The organism is Pedobacter sp. NJ-S-72 (assembly GCF_053890575.1).
In genome coordinates, this window is record NZ_CM132681.1 from 1,288,288 (window position 1) to 1,307,864 (window position 19,577).

The 19,577-nt window shown below is 39.3% G+C and carries 25 protein-coding genes and 1 pseudogene; 18 read left to right on the forward strand and 8 right to left on the reverse strand.

Annotated elements, in window-relative coordinates; translation table 11 throughout:
* Nucleotides 1–35: 35 nt before the first annotated feature.
* From ACWYN3_RS08540 to ACWYN3_RS08560, 5 genes are all read right to left on the reverse strand, one after another.
* Complete coding sequence (locus tag ACWYN3_RS08540) at nt 36–1,415, reverse strand: DNA/RNA non-specific endonuclease (RefSeq protein ID WP_456220766.1); 1,380 nt, start codon at nt 1,413–1,415, stop codon at nt 36–38.
* Between the two features lie 80 nt (nt 1,416–1,495).
* The gene (locus tag ACWYN3_RS08545; protein ID WP_456220767.1) at nt 1,496–1,945 is read right to left on the reverse strand and encodes an MFS transporter; all 450 of its coding nucleotides are present in this window, start codon (nt 1,943–1,945) and stop codon (nt 1,496–1,498) included.
* A complete protein-coding gene (locus ACWYN3_RS08550; RefSeq protein WP_456220768.1) occupies nt 1,906–2,763 on the reverse strand; it encodes an MFS transporter in 858 nt (285 codons plus the stop codon). The genes ACWYN3_RS08545 and ACWYN3_RS08550 overlap by 40 nt, the downstream gene beginning before the upstream one ends.
* A 6-nt stretch (nt 2,764–2,769) precedes the next feature.
* Nucleotides 2,770–3,000: a winged helix-turn-helix transcriptional regulator gene (locus ACWYN3_RS08555; protein ID WP_456220769.1), complete on the reverse strand. Its 231-nt coding sequence runs from the start codon at nt 2,998–3,000 to the stop codon at nt 2,770–2,772.
* Entirely contained in the window at nt 2,940–3,146 is a 207-nt protein-coding gene (locus tag ACWYN3_RS08560) for a winged helix-turn-helix transcriptional regulator (protein ID WP_456220770.1), read from the reverse strand. The genes ACWYN3_RS08555 and ACWYN3_RS08560 overlap by 61 nt, the downstream gene beginning before the upstream one ends.
* A 166-nt stretch (nt 3,147–3,312) precedes the next feature.
* Between ACWYN3_RS08560 and ACWYN3_RS08565 the strand changes: the two genes are divergently transcribed.
* From ACWYN3_RS08565 to ACWYN3_RS08645, 17 genes and pseudogenes are all read left to right on the forward strand, one after another.
* Nucleotides 3,313–3,495 carry a hypothetical protein gene (locus tag ACWYN3_RS08565; RefSeq protein WP_456220771.1) on the forward strand — a complete coding sequence of 61 codons (183 nt, stop codon included), beginning with the start codon at nt 3,313–3,315 and terminating at the stop codon, nt 3,493–3,495.
* Complete coding sequence (locus ACWYN3_RS08570) at nt 3,492–4,727, forward strand: MFS transporter (RefSeq protein WP_456220772.1); 1,236 nt, start codon at nt 3,492–3,494, stop codon at nt 4,725–4,727. Before ACWYN3_RS08565 ends, ACWYN3_RS08570 begins: the two co-directional genes overlap by 4 nt.
* A 153-nt stretch (nt 4,728–4,880) precedes the next feature.
* Nucleotides 4,881–5,402, forward strand: a complete 522-nt coding sequence (locus ACWYN3_RS08575) for a hypothetical protein (protein WP_456220773.1) — start codon at nt 4,881–4,883, stop codon at nt 5,400–5,402.
* A 70-nt stretch (nt 5,403–5,472) separates the two neighbouring features.
* Nucleotides 5,473–5,970 carry an RNA polymerase sigma factor gene (locus tag ACWYN3_RS08580; RefSeq protein ID WP_456220774.1) on the forward strand — a complete coding sequence of 166 codons (498 nt, stop codon included), beginning with the start codon at nt 5,473–5,475 and terminating at the stop codon, nt 5,968–5,970.
* Nucleotides 5,971–6,130: 160 nt separating this feature from the next.
* On the forward strand, nt 6,131–6,652 hold the full coding sequence (locus ACWYN3_RS08585; protein ID WP_456220775.1) for a FecR domain-containing protein: 522 nt from the start codon (nt 6,131–6,133) through the stop codon (nt 6,650–6,652).
* Nucleotides 6,653–6,741: 89 nt separating this feature from the next.
* Complete coding sequence (locus ACWYN3_RS08590) at nt 6,742–7,185, forward strand: FecR family protein (RefSeq protein WP_456220776.1); 444 nt, start codon at nt 6,742–6,744, stop codon at nt 7,183–7,185.
* Nucleotides 7,186–7,502: 317 nt separating this feature from the next.
* Nucleotides 7,503–10,796, forward strand: coding sequence for a TonB-dependent receptor (locus ACWYN3_RS08595; RefSeq protein WP_456220777.1), 3,294 nt, complete (start codon nt 7,503–7,505; stop codon nt 10,794–10,796).
* A gap of 258 nt (nt 10,797–11,054) precedes the next feature.
* Nucleotides 11,055–11,993, forward strand: coding sequence for a RagB/SusD family nutrient uptake outer membrane protein (locus ACWYN3_RS08600; RefSeq protein WP_456220778.1), 939 nt, complete (start codon nt 11,055–11,057; stop codon nt 11,991–11,993).
* 23 nt (nt 11,994–12,016) lie between these two features.
* On the forward strand, nt 12,017–12,817 hold the full coding sequence (locus tag ACWYN3_RS08605) for a RagB/SusD family nutrient uptake outer membrane protein (RefSeq protein ID WP_456220779.1): 801 nt from the start codon (nt 12,017–12,019) through the stop codon (nt 12,815–12,817).
* Nucleotides 12,818–12,820: 3 nt separating this feature from the next.
* Nucleotides 12,821–13,009 (forward strand): hypothetical protein, encoded by a 189-nt coding sequence (locus ACWYN3_RS08610; RefSeq protein WP_456220780.1) that lies wholly within the window; start codon nt 12,821–12,823, stop codon nt 13,007–13,009.
* The gene (locus tag ACWYN3_RS08615) at nt 13,006–13,518 is read left to right on the forward strand and encodes a formylglycine-generating enzyme family protein (RefSeq protein WP_456220781.1); all 513 of its coding nucleotides are present in this window, start codon (nt 13,006–13,008) and stop codon (nt 13,516–13,518) included. The genes ACWYN3_RS08610 and ACWYN3_RS08615 overlap by 4 nt, the downstream gene beginning before the upstream one ends.
* Nucleotides 13,458–13,781, forward strand: coding sequence for a hypothetical protein (locus ACWYN3_RS08620; RefSeq protein ID WP_456220782.1), 324 nt, complete (start codon nt 13,458–13,460; stop codon nt 13,779–13,781). The genes ACWYN3_RS08615 and ACWYN3_RS08620 overlap by 61 nt, the downstream gene beginning before the upstream one ends.
* A gap of 79 nt (nt 13,782–13,860) precedes the next feature.
* A pseudogene (locus ACWYN3_RS08625) lies at nt 13,861–15,179 on the forward strand (Gfo/Idh/MocA family protein).
* Nucleotides 15,180–15,188: 9 nt separating this feature from the next.
* Nucleotides 15,189–15,470 (forward strand): hypothetical protein, encoded by a 282-nt coding sequence (locus ACWYN3_RS08630; protein WP_456220783.1) that lies wholly within the window; start codon nt 15,189–15,191, stop codon nt 15,468–15,470.
* On the forward strand, nt 15,467–16,198 hold the full coding sequence (locus ACWYN3_RS08635) for an FAD:protein FMN transferase (RefSeq protein WP_456220784.1): 732 nt from the start codon (nt 15,467–15,469) through the stop codon (nt 16,196–16,198). Before ACWYN3_RS08630 ends, ACWYN3_RS08635 begins: the two co-directional genes overlap by 4 nt.
* A 50-nt stretch (nt 16,199–16,248) precedes the next feature.
* Complete coding sequence (locus tag ACWYN3_RS08640) at nt 16,249–17,178, forward strand: hydroxypyruvate isomerase family protein (protein ID WP_456220785.1); 930 nt, start codon at nt 16,249–16,251, stop codon at nt 17,176–17,178.
* An 88-nt stretch (nt 17,179–17,266) separates the two neighbouring features.
* Complete coding sequence (locus ACWYN3_RS08645; RefSeq protein ID WP_456220786.1) at nt 17,267–18,088, forward strand: TerC family protein; 822 nt, start codon at nt 17,267–17,269, stop codon at nt 18,086–18,088.
* Nucleotides 18,089–18,162: 74 nt separating this feature from the next.
* Here the strand turns inward: ACWYN3_RS08645 and ACWYN3_RS08650 are convergent, their stop codons facing one another.
* Nucleotides 18,163–18,465: a hypothetical protein gene (locus tag ACWYN3_RS08650; protein ID WP_456220787.1), complete on the reverse strand. Its 303-nt coding sequence runs from the start codon at nt 18,463–18,465 to the stop codon at nt 18,163–18,165.
* Nucleotides 18,466–18,577: 112 nt separating this feature from the next.
* A complete protein-coding gene (locus tag ACWYN3_RS08655) occupies nt 18,578–18,817 on the reverse strand; it encodes a hypothetical protein (RefSeq protein ID WP_456220788.1) in 240 nt (79 codons plus the stop codon).
* A 193-nt stretch (nt 18,818–19,010) separates the two neighbouring features.
* On the opposite strand from ACWYN3_RS08655, the gene ACWYN3_RS08660 reads away from it, so the two are divergent.
* Complete coding sequence (locus ACWYN3_RS08660; RefSeq protein WP_456220789.1) at nt 19,011–19,274, forward strand: hypothetical protein; 264 nt, start codon at nt 19,011–19,013, stop codon at nt 19,272–19,274.
* Between the two features lie 47 nt (nt 19,275–19,321).
* Here the strand turns inward: ACWYN3_RS08660 and ACWYN3_RS08665 are convergent, their stop codons facing one another.
* Nucleotides 19,322–19,567 carry a S8 family serine peptidase gene (locus tag ACWYN3_RS08665; RefSeq protein WP_456220790.1) on the reverse strand — a complete coding sequence of 82 codons (246 nt, stop codon included), beginning with the start codon at nt 19,565–19,567 and terminating at the stop codon, nt 19,322–19,324.
* Nucleotides 19,568–19,577 lie beyond the last annotated feature (10 nt).

The following is a 19,577-nucleotide window of genomic DNA, read 5'->3' on the forward strand; positions in this document are numbered from 1 at the left end:
CTGCATCCTCCTTTTTTAGATATAGATGATCTGGACTAAGAACCCGAATCGGTACGGGCTTCAATCACATTCTGTATGCTTTGGCTTACGTTAGACATAATGTTAACTCCTGCAGCTGATTCAATAGACCTTACCGTAGTTAGATATTGTTTCCAGTCTGCATTAACTGTGCTCTGATCATTAGGGGTATCCACAGCGATTACACGTGTTGAACTGGAAATACGTGAAAGATCATTATTGCCGTTAGGGATAACAACGATAACTTTCCAGACACGTGAAGGCACATTTACTTTTCCTCCGTCAATAGTAGTTACGTATCCGTTTGTACCAGTTCCACCTGATCCGTAAGAACCCATCACTACATATACTTCGTTACCAGCAGTTACCAGTGAACGGGTATAGTTTTCAAGGTTTGCCCAGGTCTGCTGATTATTTTTAGGTGCCTGAGGAATCATGTTAGTCATTAAAAATGTAGCAGAATTTGCAGTGCTGCTTGATGTTCTGTCACCTGAAGGGCAGTTATGACCACGGTCAAAACCAGAACCTGAGTAGCTTGAATTTCCTACAGCGTACCAGCCAGAAGGTAAATTAACATCTGCTCTGAAATTATCAGAACGTGAAGCGCTGCCCAGATCAGTACTGCTGATATGCCATGACACCCAGTTAGGCGTACCTTTATCTCTGTTATAAGATTCAGTAAAATAAGTTTGATCCATCAGGTAATTAGCTGTTGAATTGATACTAGGCTGTGCATTAGTTGGGTTTCCCAATAATAAATTGTTGTTATCAGCCGTATTGCCGGGGGTACCGGTTCCAGGGTCTGTGCCCGGATCAGTAGGTGTAGTGCCACCTGTGATAAAACTGATATCGTCAATATTAATACGGGCAGTACCGCCTGATATCTTACGTATTTCAAAAGTTAAGTTACCTGTTTTGCTTACTGGAAATGTTGCAGTAGCTAGCTGGCCTGACGAAGTAGTCACTGTAGAACCTACTTGTGTAAAGGTGCTCCCGTTATCATTTGATACCCATAATTGCCAGGTTGATGAATTATCAGTTCCATATACCGCATGTTTAACTGATACTGATGATGGACTGCTCACATTGAAATTCATACTCAGGATACCCGTATTACGGATACGTACTGATTTTGTTCCCGATTTCACATCTGATGTTGTTGACCCGATAAGGGCATCGTCCAGATTCCATGAACCCGTAGTTAAAGTTACATCTCCGGCTGCATAAGCACTTTTAGATCCTGTTTCGAAGTCTTCAGTGATTGTGGTGGTAGCCTGGCTAACTTTTTGATTTACTGCCTGAGGATTTACAGGGCTGATTTCTTGCATCGTGTCTTTTGAGCAGGATGCGAATGCCAGTGACAAGCAGCCGGCGAATAGTAGATTTCTAAATTTCATAGGTTGATTTAATAATTAGGTAAATAGACCTCATTTATATTAAAGCTATATTATTTGAGTGTTATTTAATTAAAAAAATATCAATTGATATGAAGTTTATTTCTCCCCGTTTCTTTCAGCAGCAGGCTAATCACAATCGCGATCACTATCCCGCCAATCCAGAATAAACCTGCAGATTGAAAATGACTGGTCTTATCTATCGCTCCGGTTAATGTCTTGCCAAAGAAGCGGCTAAACAGCGGGCTTAGCAACGTGGTTACACTAAAGGTGATGAAGTTTATCGCTCCGGTTGCACTTCCCTTTACATGGTCAGGATTAGATTCTTTGATAATCGAGTAGGGGATCATGGCTGCCCCTGATGCCACACCTAAAATAAACATACTTGAATAGGCAGGGATCAGGTCTGGTAAAAACAGTAATTGCGTAAGGCCCAGGATCATCAGTACTGCACCACCAATCAGTACAGGCTTACGCTGACCTATTTTATCGGTCAGATAACCAAGGAGCGGACAGCCAAATACCCAGCCCATAGGAACCATCGCACAGGCAACGCAGCGGCAGCATCATGAAAATTAAAAGCTCTGTCCTGCTGAAAAAAAGCGACACCCCATGTCATCGCAAAAATAGTAGTAGGCGCGAATAAAAGTCCCGAAATAATACCGCAAAGCCAGGATTGTGAATTGGAGAATACGATTTTATATGGACTAAGGAAGCCCTCTGAAGGGGCTTTTTTTGTTGATTGCTCTTCTTTTATTGGTTGATCTTCAGAATTGGGTGTAATCAGCAGTAAACCTACAGCAACAATGATTGTTAAAATTCCTGTTCCTATCCAGAACAGTTTTTGATCAACTCCGCTTTCTATCCATGGACCGACCACAAATTGCCCGGCAGACCCACCAAGCATTCCTATACATTGCGTAAAACCAATAGCTGTAGCTAATGATTTCGACGAAAACCCTTTTGTAGCCAGATAAACGCAGCCCGGAAAGGCAAATGCACAACCCGCTCCCTGGAGTAAGCGGCCTGTATTGCCTGCAAACTCACTCGAAATGATAAAAAGCAAACATCCAAGCCCCAGAAGCAACGCACCCGCAAATAAGGAGTATTTTGCTCCAAACTTATCAAACGCTATTCCGGCAATCAAACTACAGGTAGAATAAGTATAATAATAAGTACCTATAATAGAGACCACACCAATGGTGGAGACATTAAAAACAGCCGATAATTCGGGAATCATCACTGCCGGGGCAGCTCTGGCTACATAATCAAGAAAATAAAAAAGAAGTCCGAAAACCCAGGCAATAACGTAATATTTTGTAGCAGATGATTGATCAGATGAACTATCCATGTGGGGCTAAATTTTTGTTACTTTGCAATAGTTATCACCCCAGTCTGATAAGACCTTCATAACCGGAACCAATGTTTTTCCAAGTTCAGTGAGTTGATATTCTACTTTAGGTGGTGATTCTGCATATGCTTTTCTGGATAAAATACCATCGCGTTCCAATTCGCGCAATTGTGTGGTCAGTGTAGTTTGCGTAATATCCTGCTTTTTTTTCTCAGCTCCCCGAATCTGGCAGGGCATTCCTGGCTAACTGCATTCAAAATCAGCAACTTCCATTTCCCGCCAATAATCTTCAATGCATTTGTCATTGAACAGTTATCTTCCGGCTGCTCGTAATTTTCTTGTTTTATAACCGGCTGAGGGTCATCATTAGTATTGTTTTCCATACTTAGTATTGTCAGGCAGACTACTTGTTTAGATGAGGTGAAGCTTTCATATTTGACATGTAAAAATACATATAATCGCTTTAACAGGCCAGTCAGAGAACAGACATCTTTGGGTTGTGAAATTCAAACTGTTCTGTAACAGGACTGTGTAAACAAATAAAAAATTATGAGCAGGCAAACTTCTAAATGGATATTATTAATTATCCTTTCTTCATCGATATTTTTATCTGTCATTGATATTTTCATAGTCAATGTGGCAATCCCATCTATCAAAAAGGGAATTCATGGTACAGATGGAGATATACAACTTGTGATTGCTTATACCTTCTTGGTTATGCTGCGTTTTTGATTACCGGTGGCAGGGCAGGAGATTACTATGGTAAAAAGAAAGTATTTATCATTGCGATGTTGTTATTTACACTAGCCTCACTATTGTGTGGTATTTCTCAAACAGCATTTCAACTCAATACCGCCCGTTTTCTCCAGGGAATCAGCGCAGCATTTATGGTCCCACAGGGTATTTCTTACATCCAGGTACTTTTCCCTTCTCATCAGGAACGGATTAAAGCATTGGGAATTTACGGTAGTATTGCGGGTGCAGCATCTGTAATTGGTCAGTTTTTGGGAGGTATATTACCTGATACACATTTTTTTATTGAAGGATGGCGTCTGCTTTTTTTGATTAATCTTCCATTGGGCATCGTATTTGCTTTTCTGGCAGCAAGGTTTTTAAAAGATACAGTCATTGAAAAAACTGGCAGATTTGATTATTCTGGTGTTATCCTGTTAACCCTTGGATTGGTTGGCTTGATCTACCCTTTAATCCGCGGAGCCGAATCAGGCTGGCCTTTATGGAGTTTGATCTTAATGGGGTTATCAATTATCCTCTTATTTATCTTTTTATATGATCAAAAGATAAAGCTTTTTAAAGGAAAGGAACCGCTAATCAATATGAATCTGTTTAACTATAAAGACTTCAACATAGGACTATGTGCCGTATTGTTCTATTTCATGGCACAGGACTCTTATTTCCTGATCAACGCAATCTTGTTTCAGACTGGATTTGGAATCAGCTCATCAGAAACTGGTATCTTCTTTGTTTTTCAGGGGTTGGGCTATGTGTTAGCCTCGGTTATATCTATCAAACTAATCCCGATTTATGGAAAAAAGGTTTTACAGGCCGGTGTACTGATTATGATTGTCTCTCTCGTTTTACATGTTGTTTTCTTTAAATCAGGTGGGGTAAGCCGTGGTATTCTGCTGCCTGTATTATTTATCTATGGTACAGGCTGTGGTTCTGTCTTGCCTTCTTTACTAACGATGGCATTAAAAAGTATACCGCCAAAATTTGCCGGAGTAGCCTCAGGAACTTTCTCAACCTTTCAGCAAACTGCAATTGCATTTGGAATAGGCATTGTAGGAGGAATCTTTTTTTATATACTGGGAAAGGCCGAAAACCTTCAGGCTTATTTATCTGCTTATCAAGCTGCCACTATAGTTAACGTGATCATGTTATTATTTGTGAGTTTGTTTCTCGTTCTTTTACCAGATAAAAATACGAGAACTAAAGAAACGGGCTGATCATTTAAAATCACAAGAACAAACAAGCCACACATTTGTTAATCACACATGTGTGGCTTTTTTTGCTAAAATGATAAATTTAGAGTAGTTTGCCATTAATAAATATAGTTAACGGTGGGAGGAGGAACTAAAAATCCCTTTGGGAATTATAAGATGGAGATAATTAAGAACATTTATAAGTTAGTAGGAATTGTCAGGCATATAGACCTGCTGAGGCTGGAAGAGGGAGCCAAACAATATTTATCCCAGCTTAATATTAGTTTTGAAATCATTACTGCCAGATCAGCAGCATTAAAAGTTAAAACCCGTCAGTGGAAATGCACTCCAGGTAATTGCGCCGACATCCCAAAACTTATTGCACTCACCAAAGATCTTTTCGAAAGATTTACCATAGACATCCCAGTAACTGTTCATCCTATTGTCTACACACCTGCTGTGGTAGATGACGTTAAACCAGAATGGATAAGCGATAAAATGCTAAATATGGGCATTACACTGAAAGATATTCACAAAGCCACGGGCATTGATAAGCTGAATTTATCATCATGGATTAATGGTACGCAGCCACTGGAACAGGATACCAAGGCCATGTTCTTCTACTATTTTGAATGCATTAATCAACGAAAAACTCAGGACTCAACACCCAAGGAGTTCACTCAGCCTTGTTATAATTGATTTAGCTTTTAGGATTGAGATTTGGATGGTATGGTTAAATTGTTAAATTTGAATTAACCCATATATCCCGATGCCTAAACCCTCTGCAGACTTGACCAGCCTGATCTGTGATATAGCTTTATACGATAGTGAAAATGCATATGAAAAGCTTTTCAAGAGCTTATTTCCTGCTTTATATCGTTTTTGCCATTATCTGCTAAAGTCAAGGGAACTAGCAGAAGAGGTTGCAAATGATGTAATGATCACACTCTGGAAAAACAGGAAAAAGTTACCAGAAGTACAGAATATTAAAGTTTATGCATTAGTAATTGCACGTAATCTTTGTTTAAATTCTTTAAATAAACACTCCAGAAGAGAACTGATTTTCCTGGAAGACATTGAAGTTCAGATTGTACTGGACACCCTCAATCCAGAACAGATATTAATCAATGACGAGCTGAAAAAGAAACTGGAACAGGCCACAGATGCATTGCCAAATCGCTGTAAACTAGTGTTTAAACTCATCAAAGAAGACGGACTGAGTTATAAAGAAACGGCCGATATCCTAAATATTTCCACAGACGGTTGATGCCCACCTGGTCACTGCTGTGAAAAAGCTGACAGCTGTTCTTAAGGTTGAATTTAACCTGATGTAAAAATTCTTTTTTTATTTCATAACCGACTAGGGAGTTTCCAGATATATATTGTCCTATATACACTAACCAATATAAAATCTTGCCGCGGTCTTTATGAAAAGAAGCAGAATTATAGAACTATTAGCTCGTAAAATGGCTGGTGAGGCTACCCAACATGAATTGGAAGAGCTGAGTGAGCTAATTAATAGCTTCCCTGATTCTGTTTACTATGACGAGGTACTCAAACAAATCTGGCTGAATAGTGATGAAGAAATAGACAGCTGCCCGGATATAGACCGGATTTATCAATGTCACAAGCTTAAGTTTTATGACGAATTGGTAACTCCAGAACTAGAAAATCCGGTTCCATCTGTCAGAAAGTATAAAAATCTATCAAGTGCTATACTGGCTTTATGTGCCGTGTTTTTAGCCGGACTGTTTTATTTCGGCAATAAGAGTGCTGATGTATTTAATACGCAAATCATTGCAGGTAAAGGGGTCCGTAAAAATGTAAAACTGCCGGATGGTACTGTAGTATGGCTTAACGCAGATAGTAAATTATCATATAATGATGATATCAATCAAAAAGACGTACGTATTGTACACTTAACTGGTGCTTTTTTTTTTTTGATGTAGCACACCATCAGTCACATCCTTTTATTGTACGCACAGACAAAATTTCTATCAAAGTCCTGGGGACTGCATTTAATGTTAAGGCTTATCCCGTGGACAAAAAATCTGTGGCCACTTTATTACGCGGCTCTATTGAGCTTTCTGTAAATAAGCGGTCTGCGCAAAAAATCATCTTAAATCCGCTGGAGAAATTTGTTTTAGATGATGATAAAGAAGGGGTAATGAAAATGGATAACCAGGATATCACCTTAATGATTGAGCATATTGTCCCTGTCCGGATTGGTAATGATGAATATATCGAAGAAGTGTCCTGGAAAAATAACACACTGGTGTTCCACAATGAATCGTTCGAGGATCTAAAACCAAGACTTGAACGCTGGTTTAATATCAGAGTTCATCTTAATTCACAAAAATCAAAATCTTATCGTTTTACCGGAGTCTTTAAAAATGAGAATATTAAAGAAGCCTTAACGGCAATGCAGTTAATCAAACCCTTCACCTTTAATCTTAAAGCGCATGACGTGACCATCTACTAAAAAAAGGGAGTAAATGCGCCAACATTCCCTCCCTTTTCAACCTTCCAATCCGTAGTGTAATACTACAGTTTATCAGATTTTTAACTTTGAAATTCACAAATCTATGAAAAAAAAAGGACTGTGCAATAAAGTTCTATGCGTCCAATTTCCCAAAAAAATAATTGTAATGTTAAACTGGATCTTCGTTTTGTCTTTTCTCTTTTGTTTTCAGGTGTCTGCCAGCAGCTACTCTCAAAACAAAAAGATTGATTTAAATATCCGGAAGATAAAACTGAAATGCTTTAGTTATTCTGGAGAGCAAGGGTAATTTTCGTCTGTTGTACAGCGAAGAAGATCTTCCGCTTGATAAAGAAATTACCATACAGCAAAAAGACATACTGGTCTTTGATGCATTAAGTGTCCTTTTAAAAGGTACTGGTCTGAAATTCCAGGCAATGAACGATGACTTAGTGGTAATCAGACCTAAAAATGCACCTGTAGCAGATATATTGGTTAGAGGTACAGTTACAGACGAAAAAGGCGGTGGTATACCGGGTGTGAGTATTAAACTCAAAGAAACCGCTACGGCAACTACTACAGATGTTTCCGGAAAATATGCGATCAGAGTTCCTGAAAATGGAGTACTAATATTTTCTTATCTGGGCTATAATAGTCAGGAAGTTACAGTCAGTAACCGGCCTGTAATTAATGTGAAATTGCAGGAAAACAGCCAGGCGCTAACTGAAATTGTTGTAGTAGGTTATGGTACACAAAAGAAAGCTGTCGTTTCAGGGGCGGTAACATCAGTTAAAGGTTCTGAGCTGGCAAAAACGCCAACAGCTAATCTTTCCAACGCTCTGGCAGGACGTTTGCCCGGGGTAACAGCATTACAATCAAGTGGTGAACCAGGTGCAGATGGCTCTACAATTCGTATTCGCGGGGTAAATTCACTGGGTAATAATGATGCATTGATTGTGGTTGACGGGGTTCCTAACAGGGCCGGTGGCCTGGAACGGATCAATCCAAATGATGTAGAAAGCATTTCTGTGCTAAAAGATGCTTCTGCGGCAATATATGGGTCACGCGCAGCGAATGGTGTCATTTTAATTACAACCAAACAAGGAAAATCTGGTAAGCCTCAGCTTTCCTACGATTTCAGTTACGGTCTGCAGCAACCTACGCGGACACCTAAAATGTCCAGCTCCACACAATATGCTGAGATTTTAAATGAGCTGAATATATTTAGTTCTGATCTGCCTGTAGATCAGTGGGGTGCAGCCTCACAAGCATTTAAGGAGACGGGTGTTTATAAGAGACCCGATAATGGAAATACAGTAACTGCATTTTATCGCCCTGACGAAATGCAGAAATTCAGAGATGGTTCTGATCAGTTACGCTATCCAAATACCGATTGGTTTAAAACAACTTTAAAAAACTGGTCGCCCCAGCAAAGACATAATTTACAACTCACAGGAGGGGCAGAGAACATCAAATATCTCATCTCTCTGGGTTATCTGGATCAGGACGGTTATTATAAAAAATCGGCCACTGGGTATAAACAATATGATTTAAGGATTAACCTGGAAGCAGCAGTGAGTAAATATGTGACGCTAACCTTAGGGATTACAGGCCGCGAAGAAGCACGTAATTATCCAACAGTTGGAGCTGGTGATATTTTCAGAATGCTGATGCGTGGTAAACCTACTGAACAGGAGGTTTGGCCAAACGGATTGCCGGGACCCGATATTGAATTCGGTTATAATCCTTATGTGATTACTACAGATCAGACGGGTTATAACAGAGATCAACGCGATTATTTTCAGTCAACGGGTAAAATTGACATCAAGGTTCCGGGAGTTGAGGGATTAAAAATTACTGGTACAGCTTCAATTGATAAGTTCTCTGGAAGACAAAAAAGGTGGCAGACACCATGGACACTGTATTATTGGGATAAAAAAACCTTTGAGGCTGACGGGACCACCCCCTTATTAACAGGTTCTGTACGCTCCGAACGCACTGATGCCAGTTTATCTGAAACTGCCGGAGGCCAGCTAGCGATCAATTTAATGGGGATGGCTAATTATGATAAAAAAATAGGAGATCACAGTTTTAACCTAATGGCTGGGGTTACCAGAGAAAAAGTTAACAATGATGGCTTCAATGCTACCCGCCGATATTTTCTTTCAACAGCTTTACAGCAATTAGTTGCAGGAAGTGACAGAGAACAAACGGTTGGAAATCCTACAGATGGTCCTAATAATTTATTTAACAGAGCACGCTTAAGTTATTTTTGGAAGGCTGGTTACAATTACAAAGAAAAATATCTTGCAGAGTTTTTGTGGAGAGTAGATGGTTCTTACATCTTCCCTCAGGATAGACGTTTTGGCTTTTTTCCTGGTGTTTCAGCAGGCTGGCGTGTATCGGAAGAACCATTTTTCAAAGACCATGTTAAGTTTATCAATAACTTAAAAATCAGAGGTTCATGGGGCCAAATGGGGGCTGAAGCTTATTTCGGTGATGCATTGGCAGAATACCAGTACTTAAGTACAATGGGATTTGGAAACTATATCATTAACAATCAGTATAGCCAGACTTTAGTAGAGAATCGTGTTCCTAATTTAGATTTTGGATGGGAAGTAGCCAATAATGCCAACATTGGTTTAGATGCATCCTTTTTAAATAACAAACTGAGTTTTGAATTCGATTATTTCTATAATAAAAGAACTAAGATCCTGATTAGCAGAGGAAGTTCTATTCCCGGAAGTTCTGGTATTACCGATAAACTGCCACCAGTTAACCTGGGAAAGGTGAATAACAAAGGATTTGAGTTTAAACTGAGTTATAATGACCGTGCAGGTGAAATAGGTTATGGGATCAGTGTAAATGGTGGATATTCTAAAAATAAAATCATTTTCTGGGATGAAACACCGGGTGCACCTTCATGGCAGCAATCTACAGGTATGCCAACAGGTACAGACCTAATTTACGAGTATACAGGGGTATTTAAGGATCAGGCGGAAATAAATGCTAATACGATTAATTACAGCGCATTAACTAACAACCTGCTGCCTGGTGATATGAAATTCAGAGATGTTAACGGCGATGGTAAAATTAATGGCGATGACAGGATCAGATCTGATAAAACCAGCACACCTACTTTTACCGGGGGTATTAACCTGAGTTTACAATACAAGAATTTCGACTTTTCTGCTTTGATACAGGGAGCTTCAGGAGGCGTCCAAATTGTAGGATTAACAGAATCGGGTGATATAGGGAATTTTTTGGAATGGTCTTATAATAACCGCTGGACTATTGATAACCCGAGCAGTGAATTCCCACGTCTTTCAAATCGTGGTAAAACCTATTATACAGATTTTAACAATGCAGGTAGAAATACTTACTGGTTACGTAGTAATAATTACGTAAGGCTGAAAAATGTAGAAATAGGCTATACACTACCTGGTGAATTGTGCAAAAAAATTGGGATTGGTGCTTTAAGAGTTTATACCAATGGTTTAAACCTGATTACATTGGATAAAATTGGTATCTGGGATCCGGAATCAACTAATTCAAGTGCTCAATATTACCCACAGGCAAGGGTTATTAATATGGGTGTTAAAGTCACTTTTTAAGCGCATTATCTATAGACATTATAAATATTTTATATGAACCCGACATGATTAAAATAATTATTAAACCCGCAGGGCAATAATTATTTTAATCATCAAAGGCTCCATCTAACAAAAATTTAAAATAAATAAACGGATGAAACCTATATTCAAAAAAATACATATATATTACTTATCGTTGCAGTTACCGCCTCTTTCTCTGGCGGGTGCAAAAAAGATTTCCTGAGCGTTACACCACCAAATCAGATCCCTTCAGAACTAGTGTGGAAAGACCCTGCTTTAGCGCAGGCTTTTGTAACTGAAATCTACAATGGCTTAGGAACTGGAGGGTTTTCAGAGCAAATGTTATCCTCAGTTTCAGATGAATCCTTATTTACGCATCCAAACAGGGGTATCGACCTAATTAACTCTGGTATTATTAACCCAACTACCCTGGGCTGGGTAGATGATACCTGGGCGTATAGCAAAATGTATAACCGTATACGGTCTTGTAATATTACTATAGAGCGGTTAACAGGAACTGATAATTCAATTACAGATCAGAATGTTAAAGATCAGTTATTAGGTGAAGCACATTTTCTAAGAGCTTATTTTTATCATCAGCTGGTTCGTTTTTATGGTAGTGTACCCCTGATTACTAAAGTTTATGCACTAGATGAAGATTATGCTGCAAAACGTGCAACATATGAAGAATGTGTAAATTTCATTATCAAAGATTGCGATAATTCAATTAAGGAACTAACTGGAAAAGCACAGCAAAAAGGAAGGACATCGGCATTAGCTGCTCTCGCATTAAAATCCAGGGTATTATTATATGCTGCAAGTGATTTACATGATGTGCCTACGGCAAAATCTAAATCTAAAGGGGTTATTTCTGGATATTCAAATCCAGAGTATCTTGGTTATGTATCTGGTGACCGTAATCAACGCTGGAAATTAGCACAGGATGCAGCTAAAGCTGTAATGGATGCAGGAACAGGTTACAAACTGAGCTTCAGCGCTCCTGTATCTGTTAATGATGGCCGGAACAACTATAAAAGTATAGCCATGGGTGGAGAAAGTAAAGCTCCTGGAATAGATGCTTCAGCAGGTTCAGAATTGATTTTCGCGCGATATTTTATTGATCGCAGTGATAATCGTTACGGAAGAGCTAACGGGCCTAATGGCTATCACACAACTGGGCAGGTAATACACCTATAGGTTTATTAGTTGATGATTATGAAATGGTTGATGGCACTAAATTCAGCTGGACAAATTCTTCGCAGAAAACTGCCCCATATCAGAATCGTGATCCGCGTTTTTATGCTACCGTATTATATGACGGCGCCGGCTGGAAACCCCGTGATAAAGTTTCAGGAGGTGTAGACCCTGCTAACCAGATACAAACTGGTGAATATGATCTGAGCGAAAACAATAAAGTAATCAGCTTTAAAGGCTTAGATACCCGTGGAAGTTCTATCGAAAACTGGAACGGAAGCTGGACTGGTTATTATACGCAGAAATTCATTGATCCGGACCCTACGATTGTTGATGCTTCAATGCCACAGTTCGTACCATGGCCTTTTTTCAGATATACCGAAGCAGTGATGAATTATATTGAGGCGAGTATTGAATTGGGGCAGGTCGATCAGGCTGTATTATGGTTGAACAGAATCCGTTTCAGATCAGGTATGCCTGCTGTTGTAGCGGCTTCACAAGCTGAAATGCGGAATATTTACCGTCACGAACGCAGAATTGAGATGGTTTATGAAGAACAGCGTTACCATGATGCACGTCGCTGGATGATTGCGGAAGAAACCCTAGGCAGACAAACTACTTACATTAAAGTAACGGGCAAATTTAAACCGGGTCAATCTATGTCGCAGCCTTATCATTACGACCCTTCGGTTTATGATTATACCTATACACCGACAACCGAAACGGCACAAGAAAACCGTCAATGGGCAGAAAAAGTTTATTTCAGACCTTTTGAGCGAGATGAAGTTTTCAAGAACAAAGATCTGATACAAAATCCAGGATATTAAACCATGAACATTAAAACATTACTGACCATTCCACTTTTGACTGTTACGTTCTTTTCGTTTGCTCAGGAGAAATCCTATACCCAGCAAATTGAAGGTACTCAGCTGGCATTTACGATGCAGGCTATTCCGGCAGGAGAATTCCTGATGGGAGCAAGAAAGGAAAACCTGATGAACTTCCTTTACATCAGGTGAAACTGGATGCTTTCTGGATGGGGACTTTTGAGCTTACCTGGGATCTGTATGAACCATTTTTGTATAAAGATTATGAAACTTCACACAGCACAGGTCCTGTACCCGCAAATGTGGATGCAGTGACCAGACCCACTAAGCCTTATCTGGATATGACATTTGGAATGGGAAAGGAAAATCATCCCGCTCTGGCTATGACACATTACAATGCAATCCAGTATTGCAAATGGTTATATGCCAGAACAGGAGTGTTTTATCGTTTACCAACTGAAGCAGAATGGGAGTATGCCTGCCGGGCTGGAAGTACCAGTGAATATGCTTTTGGCGATGATCATGCTGCTCTTGCTGATTATGGCTGGTTCAAAAAGAATAGCGGAGGCAAGACGCATCTTGTAGGCCAGAAAAAGCCAAATAAATGGGGTTTGTTTGATTTATATGGAAATGTTGGAGAGTGGACATACGATCATCATATATACCAGATTTCTACGCCAGCAAACAGAGCCAGACCGTAATCAATCCTGTTTCGGCTCCTGCTAAATTATATGCACATGTAATCCGCGGTGGCTCTTATGAGGATGAACCGCAGGATTTACGTTCAGCAGCAAGACTGGCTTCAGATCCGGTATGGAAACAGCTCGATCCACAAATCCCGAAAAGCAACTGGTGGTTCCCTGAAGCCCCATTTATTGGAATGCGCTTAGTCAGACCCGTAAAAGCGCCATCTCAGGCTGAGATAATCGCTTATTATGATCAACCAGTTATCGCTGATTATTAAACCAATCAAATCCACGATTACAGATCGTTAAACAAGAAACACAATTAACAACCAAATAGAAACCTAAACCTGAATTATTATGAACAATGAAGAATTGCGTGACAAGCGCCGTGAATTTTTGAAATCCTCTGCACTGATTGCTGGAGGGGTATTGTTAAATCAATTCGCTTTTGCAGGCAGACACTCTTCTACCGATGACACGATTAAAATCGCCTTAATCGGTTGCGGAGATCGTGGAACCGGCGCCGCTTTTCAGGCACTGAGCACTACGGCTAATGTCAAACTAGTGGCAATGGCCGATGCCTTTCAGGATAGAATGGACAATAGTTATAAAGTCCTCTCCGATAAATTTAAAGACAAAGTTGATGTACCTGAAGAACGTCGTTTTATAGGCTTTGATGCTTATCAAAAAGCAATTGCACTAGCCGATGTTGTCTTATTGGTGACTCCTCCAGGATTCAGGCCAACCCACTTCGAAGAGGCGGTTAAACAAGGAAAGCATGTGTTTATGGAGAAACCTGTAGCTGTTGACGCTCCGGGGATCCGTAGAGTACTGGCGGCTGCAGAAATTGCAAAACAGAAAAAACTCAATGTAGTTGTTGGTTTACAGCGCAGGTATCAAACCAATTACAGGGAAACCATGAAACGTATACAGGATGGCGCAATAGGAGAAATCTTCAGCGGCAGGTCTATTGGAATAGCGGAGGTGTATGGGTTAAAAAACGTCAGCCTGCGCAAACTGAAATGGAGTACCAAATGCGTAACTGGTACTATTTCAACTGGTTATGCGGAGATCATATTGTAGAACAACATGTTCACAATATTGATATTGCCAATTGGGTTAAAGGTGCTTATCCGGTTTCTGTACAAGGAACAGGCAGCCGTGCATGGAGAACAGGAAAAGATTATGGAGAAATCTATGATAATCATGCTGTAGAATTGACCTATGCAGATGGAGCGGTGATTTATAGTCAGTGCCGTCACTTTGAAGGAACAGAAAACCGGGTAGACGAATCCTTCCAGGGAACTAGAGGACGTACTTATTTATCTGCTGGTAACCACGGTGTCCTTTGGGATCATAAAGGCAAAGAGCTATTTAGTCATCCAACTAAGGGAAATAAAAACCCATACCAAACAGAGCATGACGAGTTATTTGCAGCAATTTCTAAAGGAGAATTTAAATTCAGTGATGCAGAACGCGGTGCGAAAAGCTGTTTTACAGCAATTATAGGCAGATACGCTACTTATTCAGGTCAAACTATTAAATGGGATGATGCTTTAAAAGCAGATAACAGTCTGTTTCCTGATCAATTGAGCTGGACAGCCAATCCCAAACTAATGCCCGATGCGAACGGATTATATCCAATTCCTACACCCGGAAAAACTAAAGTAATTTAATTCCTCGCCGTGGTTTTCATTCATAAAGCTATCGTTTTATCTATATTACTGCTGATCTCTTTTCTTTTTAAAGGAAAGGATCAGCAGCAGTATACGCTGCATGGTTACGCACAGGGGACTGATTATTCCATCAAATATTTTGCGGAATCACCTTTGGTTAGCGGACACGAAGTAGATAGCATTTTAATAAAAATAGATTCATCTATGTCTTTGTATAAGTCTTATTCATTGATCAATAAGTTTAATACCTCTAGTAAAGGTTTAATTATAGATACTGATTTCAACATGTGATAAATAAGTCATTTGAGATCTACAAAGACACTCAGGGTAAATTTGATATCACTGTAGCTCCGCTGGTTCAGGCTTGGGGTTTCGGCCCAAAACCAATCACTTTGTTTCCGGACAGTGCAAAGATTAAAGAGCTGCTGGAAAATGTAGGAATGAATTTCCTGGAAATCAAAGGGACTGAACTGATCAAAAAAAGACCGGGTATACATATTGACTTAAATGGAATTGCCCAGGGCTACAGCGTAGATGTCGTTGCTGATTACCTTTTACGTAAAGGGATTACTTCTTTTGTCGTGGAAATAGGCGGGGAGATCAGAATGAAAGGGCCAAAACCTGATGGTTCCGCGATGCGGATTGGCATTGAAGGTCCTGCATCAGATGAAACCTCAGAACCCCGGATCAGGCATGTCATTAGTTTTAATGAAGGTGCAGTAACAACTTCTGGAAACTATCGGAAATACTTGCAGGCAGGTGGCAAAAAGATATCTCACTTGATTAACGCTAAAACCGGTTATCCACTCGACAATCAATTGATCAGTGTAACTATTTATGCAAACAATGCTATAACTGCCGATGGCTACGACAACGCAGTCATGGCTATGGACATAGAAGAGGCTTTGGCTTTTGTCTCCGCAAGAAAGAACATGGAAGCCTATATTATCTATCATCGCAAAGACGGGTCTGTTACAGACACGCTTACTGCTGGATTTAGAAAAATGATCGTAAATTAACAAAGAAACCATTAATCATCATAAAACATTCCTAACCATCGATTTTTTATATGAATAGAATAGAGTTTTTAAGAAATAGTGCAATTGCAACCAGTGCAGTGTTAACCGGTTCTGTAATGAATGCAACTGCTAATCCTTCCCAGAATCATCCTGAAATAGTAGCGGGACAAACATTTAACATGGATTATGCACCCCATGAGGGTATGTTTGCTGGTCAGGCTGGCAAAAACTTCCTGGATCAGATCCAGTTTATGTATGATCAGGGATTCAGATCCATAGAAGATAACGGATTTTTGGGCCGTCCTGTAGCCGAACAGACTAAGATCGGAGATTTACTGGCCAAACTTGGTATGAGAATGGGTGTATTTGTAGTGGACGGTGGCGAAAATTGGAAAACCTCCCTGACAACAGGTAAAAAAGAATTCAAGGCCAAGTTTGTAGAAACTTGTCATCGCTCTGTAGAAGCAGCAAAACGCTGCAATGCAAAATGGCTGACAGTGGTCCCCGGGTTTTATGAACGTAAATTACCTTATGGAATTCAAATGGCCAATGTAGTAGATGCAATGCGTGCAGGAGCAGAGATTTTTGAACCACATGGTCTGATCATGGTATTGGAAACTTTAAGTGACACACCCGAACTATTTCTACAACAGACACATGAAACTTATAGTGTTTGTAAAGCAGTAAACAGTCCATCCTGTAAAATCCTTTTTGACATCTATCATATGCAACGGACAGAAGGTAACTTAATGGTCAATATGGATCGTTGCTGGGAAGAGATTGCTTATTTCCAGATTGGTGATAATCCAGGAAGAAATGAACCGGGTACTGGTGAAATTAATTACAAAAACCTATTTAAACATCTCCATCAAAAGGGCTACAAAGGAGTAATGGGGATGGAACATGGTAATTCTATCAAAGGGAAAGAGGGAGAGTTAAGGATGATTCAGGCTTATAGAGAAGCAGATAGTTTTCTTTAAACCATTAAATGAATATTGATTAACCAATAATGGATTTAGATAACTATTTTTGAGATTCAATCATACATCTAAAAGAAAAACAACATAAATGGATTTTTTACACACGATTCTTGGCGACGATATCAAGGCTGGATTACTGATTATTTTAAACTTAATTGTAATAGAAAGTCTGCTCTCTGTAGATAATGCTGCCGTGTTAGCTACGATGGTAATGGATTTACCAAAAGATCAGCGCAAAAGAGCATTAAAATATGGTATTATCGGAGCTTACGTATTTCGTGGTATTTCGTGGAATCTGTTATTTCTTGCAGCCTGGTTAGTGACAATATGGTGGCTTAAACCTCTTGGTGGATTGTATTTATTATACCTTGCCTTTGATTATTTCAGAAAGAAACGTGCAAAAAACAATCCGCATAAGGAAGAAGAAGTTGATAAGACCAAAAGCCGGTTCTATAGATCTACCGTTGGTTTAATTGGTCCATTCTGGGCGACTGTAGCATTGGTAGAAATTATGGACTTGGCCTTTTCAATAGACAATGTCTTCGCTGCAGTAGCTTTTACTGATCATATCTATCTGATTTATATTGGCGTTTTTATTGGTATACTCGCTATGCGTTTTGTAGCTCAGGCATTTGTCAGGCTTATGGAAAAATTCACCTTCCTGGAAACCGCTGCATTTACAGTAATTGGGGTTTTAGGACTTAAACTTACCTCATCTTTAGTTACTCATTTCTATCCTGAATCACCAATATCTCATGCGATAGAAGGAGAGAAGACTGATCTTTTCGTCTTTCGTCTCTATCTTACGGTAGCGATTTTTATCGTTCCAATTGCCTCTTCGTTGCTGTTTAATTTTCCAAAGCAACATAAGATACACGAACATATTGAAGAAAAAGAGCAGGAACAATAACCTCTCTTAATTAAAAGCTGAATTTATTTAACAATAAGACTAAAAATGCTGTGATCGATCCGTTCATTGCATTTTTAGCTTTTCATCAAAACTAACAATGCAACAAACAGGCTTAAATCAAAGCTAAAAGTGCATATCCATAAGAAGTTTTTTGACAACCCTAAATTCTGAAAGTGGTAAAATTCTTTCTTTTTATAATTACTGATATAATAACCGACTATGCCTAAGGTGATAACTTTAAACCAGATAATTACCGGCAGGAATTCTACGCCCATTAACTGATAGGCTACCATTCCGATTAAAAATAGTAAAACTGTGGTGATCAGAACGCTGAGATGGAAAGTAAGTAAGAGCTTTAGAATTTTAATAGTTTTCATTTTCAAAAGATAGATGCTTAAATATATGCAATTAACTAACTATCTTAAAAAATATTTTTGTAACAATTGCACCTTAATTTCCAATTATACCTAATCTTTAAACAGAATTTTATTAGCGGGATTTTTTTATTGTTTTTCGGGGGGAGGGCACCTTATATTCTTGTTCCGGATAAATGTGCCATTCGTCCAGGGCATCTTGCAAATTACCTAACACTGATACTTCCAGATTTACCAGTGCAGTTTCAGGCCACAGACTATTATCCAGTATCTGAACATGATAAGTGTCCAGAATTGCGCATACCTTTTCAAGGTCTGGCTCGTCAGTCCCTTGATACTTTAGAATGAAGTTCATCTTTGAGGTATAACATGTCTTTTTTTCTACTACAGAGTTTCTGAGCTCCTATAAAGCTTTTGTTAAATTTAATCAAAATATTGGTTAAATTTAAAACCAATATTTTATGGTGTAATTGCCTGGCACGTATTTTCACCGTAATGATGAATAAATACGCAAAGAAAACCGTTATTTATTTATACCTATTGATGTAGTGAATACTAACAAATACTTTAGTATCATGCAAAAATATACCTATATAGCTAATGTTAATGAAACGAAAGTGACGTTGACGATTAACTGCGCAACGGCAGTTGTTCCACTTTACCAGGTTTTTACGAACGGAAAATTAGTTGGGTGCCTTCTTAAGGAAACTAAACAAAAAAAATTACTTTGGAGCGGTACGACAATGCTTACCCAGGGACTGGCCCTTGAACTTGGTAATTTTATCAGAAGAACTGACGAATTTTGTCAATAGAGTAAATAAAAGAGGATCATATCAGCAATTATATGATCCTCTTTTATTTATTTTGAAACTGGTGGCTGTAACATGCCCTTGCCCTCATATAGATTTCCGAAACCCATAGACTTTATATTTACAGAAAGATATTTAACCATCTCATCAGCTCTTGTCTGATTTCTTGGTAAATTAAGAATGTCAGGATTCCCGGCCAATATTCTTGCAGCCATACCTGCCGCTGCCGGACAAGCCATACTGGTTCCATCCATCACTGCATAAAGATCGTTGGGATAGGTTGATATAATGCCCACGCCGGGAGCA

Excerpts from the sequence above, each read along its gene's own strand:
- ACWYN3_RS08540 (WP_456220766.1), bottom strand. The coding sequence starts at position 1,415 with ATGAAATTTAGAAATCTACTATTCGCCGGCTGCTTGTCACTGGCATTC.
- ACWYN3_RS08545 (WP_456220767.1), bottom strand. The coding sequence starts at position 1,945 with ATGGGCTGGGTATTTGGCTGTCCGCTCCTTGGTTATCTGACCGATAAA.
- ACWYN3_RS08550 (WP_456220768.1), bottom strand. The coding sequence starts at position 2,763 with ATGGATAGTTCATCTGATCAATCATCTGCTACAAAATATTACGTTATT.
- ACWYN3_RS08555 (WP_456220769.1), bottom strand. The coding sequence starts at position 3,000 with ATGCCCTGCCAGATTCGGGGAGCTGAGAAAAAAAAGCAGGATATTACG.
- ACWYN3_RS08560 (WP_456220770.1), bottom strand. The coding sequence starts at position 3,146 with ATGGAAAACAATACTAATGATGACCCTCAGCCGGTTATAAAACAAGAA.
- ACWYN3_RS08565 (WP_456220771.1), top strand. The coding sequence starts at position 3,313 with ATGAGCAGGCAAACTTCTAAATGGATATTATTAATTATCCTTTCTTCA.
- ACWYN3_RS08575 (WP_456220773.1), top strand. The coding sequence starts at position 4,881 with ATGGAGATAATTAAGAACATTTATAAGTTAGTAGGAATTGTCAGGCAT.
- ACWYN3_RS08580 (WP_456220774.1), top strand. The coding sequence starts at position 5,473 with ATGCCTAAACCCTCTGCAGACTTGACCAGCCTGATCTGTGATATAGCT.
- ACWYN3_RS08585 (WP_456220775.1), top strand. The coding sequence starts at position 6,131 with ATGAAAAGAAGCAGAATTATAGAACTATTAGCTCGTAAAATGGCTGGT.
- ACWYN3_RS08605 (WP_456220779.1), top strand. The coding sequence starts at position 12,017 with ATGGTTGATGGCACTAAATTCAGCTGGACAAATTCTTCGCAGAAAACT.
- ACWYN3_RS08610 (WP_456220780.1), top strand. The coding sequence starts at position 12,821 with ATGAACATTAAAACATTACTGACCATTCCACTTTTGACTGTTACGTTC.
- ACWYN3_RS08640 (WP_456220785.1), top strand. The coding sequence starts at position 16,249 with ATGAATAGAATAGAGTTTTTAAGAAATAGTGCAATTGCAACCAGTGCA.
- ACWYN3_RS08645 (WP_456220786.1), top strand. The coding sequence starts at position 17,267 with ATGGATTTTTTACACACGATTCTTGGCGACGATATCAAGGCTGGATTA.
- ACWYN3_RS08650 (WP_456220787.1), bottom strand. The coding sequence starts at position 18,465 with ATGAAAACTATTAAAATTCTAAAGCTCTTACTTACTTTCCATCTCAGC.
- ACWYN3_RS08655 (WP_456220788.1), bottom strand. The coding sequence starts at position 18,817 with ATGAACTTCATTCTAAAGTATCAAGGGACTGACGAGCCAGACCTTGAA.